At 31.7% G+C, this 3,667-nt stretch carries 4 protein-coding genes; all 4 read left to right on the top strand.

Annotated features, from left to right (window positions below; genetic code table 11):
• The first annotated feature begins 110 nt into the window (after positions 1-110).
• The gene (locus tag E4T68_RS08555; RefSeq protein ID WP_135125983.1) at positions 111-1,586 is read left to right on the top strand and encodes a primase C-terminal domain-containing protein; all 1,476 of its coding nucleotides are present in this window, start codon (positions 111-113) and stop codon (positions 1,584-1,586) included.
• A gap of 60 nt (positions 1,587-1,646) precedes the next feature.
• Positions 1,647-2,228 (top strand): NAD(P)-dependent oxidoreductase, encoded by a 582-nt coding sequence (locus tag E4T68_RS08550; protein ID WP_209305067.1) that lies wholly within the window; start codon positions 1,647-1,649, stop codon positions 2,226-2,228.
• A gap of 19 nt (positions 2,229-2,247) precedes the next feature.
• A complete protein-coding gene (locus E4T68_RS08545; RefSeq protein ID WP_135125981.1) occupies positions 2,248-3,003 on the top strand; it encodes a DNA methyltransferase in 756 nt (251 codons plus the stop codon).
• A 273-nt stretch (positions 3,004-3,276) separates the two neighbouring features.
• Positions 3,277-3,585, top strand: coding sequence for a hypothetical protein (locus tag E4T68_RS08540; protein WP_135125979.1), 309 nt, complete (start codon positions 3,277-3,279; stop codon positions 3,583-3,585).
• Positions 3,586-3,667: the final 82 nt, after the last annotated feature.

Genomic DNA, 3,667 nt, shown 5'->3' with positions numbered 1-3,667 from the left:
AGTAAGTGTCTAGAGTTTTGAGAAAGAGTAAAAATAACTATTTTTTGAGAGAACAGAAGTAATTTTGTTCTCTTTTTTGTTTGGAAAAAATGATTTGGAGGTGATAAAAATTGGATATACAAGATATTCTTGATGTAACGGTTCAAAATGGATTAATAAAATATAAATATTTGAATAGTAGAATCAAGCCTATTAATGATTCTATTGAAGATGTAAAGGGATCAATTTTTACATTTTTTTCTAAGAAGAGTATGACGATATCAAGAGGTCTTGTTATCACTTCATTGGAATCTGTTAAAGAAAAAGCAGAGTATTTTACGCATTGGACGCCAAATGTATATAGGTATGGTGCATACAAAAATAAATTAGGAACTGTTGTAGGACATAGCGAACAAAATCTAAAACAAATTAATGTGTTTTATGTAGATTTTGATTCAATGAATGTGACAGATTCGGATATTCTTCTAGCATCACTAGAGTTAGGCTTTATGCCTACATATATTATTAAAACAGATAGAGGTTATCAAGCCTATTTTGTTTTAGATGGTCCCGTATATATAACGAGACATAGTAATTTTAGAGCTATTGAAATAGCTAAAAGAATATCACAGAATTTGCGGCAATACTTCCTATGCCAAAATGATTTACCAGTGGATATGATGTGTAATCATTTTGGGATAGCAAGATTTCCTAATAGTCAAAATGTTATCTACTATGACAAGGCACATCGATATAGCTTTAGTAAGTGGATGACTTGGTCTATGAAACAAGATGAGTATAATTATGCACCTAATAATTTGTGTATATTGTCTGATATTAATGGAATTAAACAAACCGAAGAAAAATGGTTCAAATTGTTGCTTGATCAAATCAAAATTAAGGGGAATAAGGGATTACTGGGGCGTAATAATGTCATATTTACCTTGTCTTTAGCCTGTTATTCGAGTAATACACCACAAAACGAATGCATCCAAATGATGACAGAATTTAACAATAAACTAACATATCCCATTAAAAAAAATGATATTAGAAAGATTATAACTAGTGCGTATTCTGGACATTATACAGGTGCAAGTCGACACTATATATTAAATCTATGTAGAGCATGGATAGATAGTGATTTATCTTATCAAGATTTGTTTACGCATACTAAGTGGAAAAAATTCAAAAAAAGACGTTGTGAGAGACAGCGTAGTCACTATAAAGAATGGCAAGAAGACATTTTAAATTATATTCAACAACAAAGCTCTACAAGTACTGTATTTGTGTCTACAACTAAAAAACAATTAATAGAGTCTTTAAAAATCCCGGCAAGAACATTGGATATTGTTCTTCAACAATTAAAAGAAAACAAAAAAATATTCTATTCGTATAAATCGGGACGAAATGGGGGAATTAAATTTGCATTGATTAAACAAATTTATACTCAAATCATTCAAAAAAATAAAGAAGATAGAGAAGTTTATATAACTTTGTTAGCTGAAAATTTTGGGCAGTCACGAAGTGCCGTTAAGCGTGTAATATCAACTTATGAAGAATGGTTATACCCATATCAGATGAATATTTTTTTGGATGTTGGAAGCTGAAAAATAAAACCCGTAGTGTGCCATTACATATATATCTACGATAGTAGAGGAGGGGAAACTATGAACAAGAAAAAAAAGAAAGCATTTATTTTTTCTAGTTTAGCCGCTAGTAATCATTCCACCAAAAAAAGAGAAGAACATGATTTTTATGCCACTGAACCTAAGGCTACAGAGCTATTACTTGAACAGGAAAAATTCAATATTAAAATATTGGAGCCGGCATGTGGTCAAGGGCATATCTCTGAGGTTTTGGCAAGCCATGGGTATCGTGTGATTAGTTCGGACTTAATTGACAGAGGATATGGGCAAGTACGTAACTTTTTTGATTTTTCTGATTGGGATGGTGATATTATCACTAATCCCCCTTATAGAGAAGCACTAAAATTTGTTAAACACTCCTTAAACATTATTAAACCACAAAGGAAAGTAGCCATGTTTCTAAAAATTCAATTCCTTGAAAGTAAAGAACGAAGATGCTTTTTTGAAAAGTGTCCACCAAAGGTTATTTACGTCTCAAGCGGAAGATTAATATGCGCGAGAAACGCAGAATTTAACAAATATAAATCCAGTGCGGTGTGCTATGCCTGGTATATATGGGAAAAAGGATATATAGGAGAACCAATAATACGCTGGATAAATTAGAGTGTGAGGGGGATAAAAAATGATAGTGTGGTCATTATTCGATAGCGGCAATGGGTGCTACAACAAAGTCGCTCGGGAATTTGAAGAGATTGATAATTATTCGATTGGACTAGATCAAGAAAATAAAAACACGCAGTGTATTCAGCTTAATTTAGCTGATTACAGTTATATGTTTAGGGATTGTACATTGTTTAGTACGTTAGATTCCTTACCTTGCCCAGACTTAATTGTGGCTAGTCCACCATGTGAGAGTTGGTCTACGGCTAGCGGTATGAGGGGAGGGAATGCGTGTTGGAAGCAGGAAGATTTTTCGGAAGAAAGTTTATTTGTTCCACAAAGTGAAGCAAGTTATTTTACGATAAGGACATACAAGGATTACGAGGATGACAGTCATCACTATCATTATGACAACCAATTTATTAAGAGGATAAATGGAGAATTGTGCATTTTTAATACCATTAAGATTATAAAAAAATACAATCCTAAATATTACATCATTGAAAATCCAGCGTATGGAAGAATATGGCGTTACATTAGGGAGGTTATAGGATTTAATATTCCTTATGATAATCTCACAAGATATAACAATTATAATTATCCAATTCAAAAACCTACTAAATTTGCCAGTAATACCAAGCTAAATTTAAAAAATAATATGATAAAAGCAACAAAAACCTTTAAAAATTTTGCGAAAAATTATAATGACCGTTCTAACATTCCATTAGAGTTAATTAGGGAAATTTTCACGCAAATTCTCCAAAAAATAAAACCTTAAATCGTAATGTCATACGATTAAATGACCTAAATAAGTCGTTAAACTGTTTATTGTTCTTTGATAATTGAATAAAAACCATTGTCCTAATCAGTGTGGCTATGGCATAAAAAGAGAAAGCGGGGACAATGAGTAAAAACTAGAAAGGCATATCTAGTGTCAGCCACATCACGAAAAAGCATAGCAATAGCTATAAGCTGAAAGAGTTGACCATTACTAGACTTTAAATGGTACGAATTTAAAAAATAAATAAATGATGTATAAGGAGATGATCACATGAATCTAGTTGGGAGTGAAGTCACTATACTAGATCTTAAAAAATTAGGTAAAAATGGTGGAGCTACAGCTCTACTAAATGATGGCACAAGATTGAAACTTAAAGAAAATCATGCATTAATAAGGCGACAAGCAGTGGTGGATGGTGTGATTAAGGAGGTAGATGTTGTGGAAAGATATACTAACATTTACCCTAAAATTAGAACAATAAAAAAGAATAACATATTAGTTGCTAGACGTGTCAAACGTGAACGGCATTCAATACTTATTTTTACAGGTCAAGGATACAATAGAAACAACACTAAATAACAAAAATTCAAATAAAATGAAAAATAAAGAACCACCTAAATTAAAAATAATCTAATCAAAACAACATAAAGACATAAAGGAG

This window comes from Granulicatella sp. WM01, assembly GCF_004570605.1.
Classification (GTDB): Bacteria; Bacillota; Bacilli; order Lactobacillales; family Aerococcaceae; genus WM01.
Note: the sequence above shows the minus strand (reverse complement) of the source record. Positions and strands in the feature narration are given on the sequence as shown.

Bases quoted from the DNA above. Each gene is read 5' to 3' on its own strand.
- E4T68_RS08550 (WP_209305067.1), top strand. From the start codon at position 1,647: ATGAACAAGAAAAAAAAGAAAGCATTTATTTTTTCTAGTTTAGCCGCT.
- E4T68_RS08545 (WP_135125981.1), top strand. From the start codon at position 2,248: ATGATAGTGTGGTCATTATTCGATAGCGGCAATGGGTGCTACAACAAA.
- E4T68_RS08540 (WP_135125979.1), top strand. From the start codon at position 3,277: ATGAATCTAGTTGGGAGTGAAGTCACTATACTAGATCTTAAAAAATTA.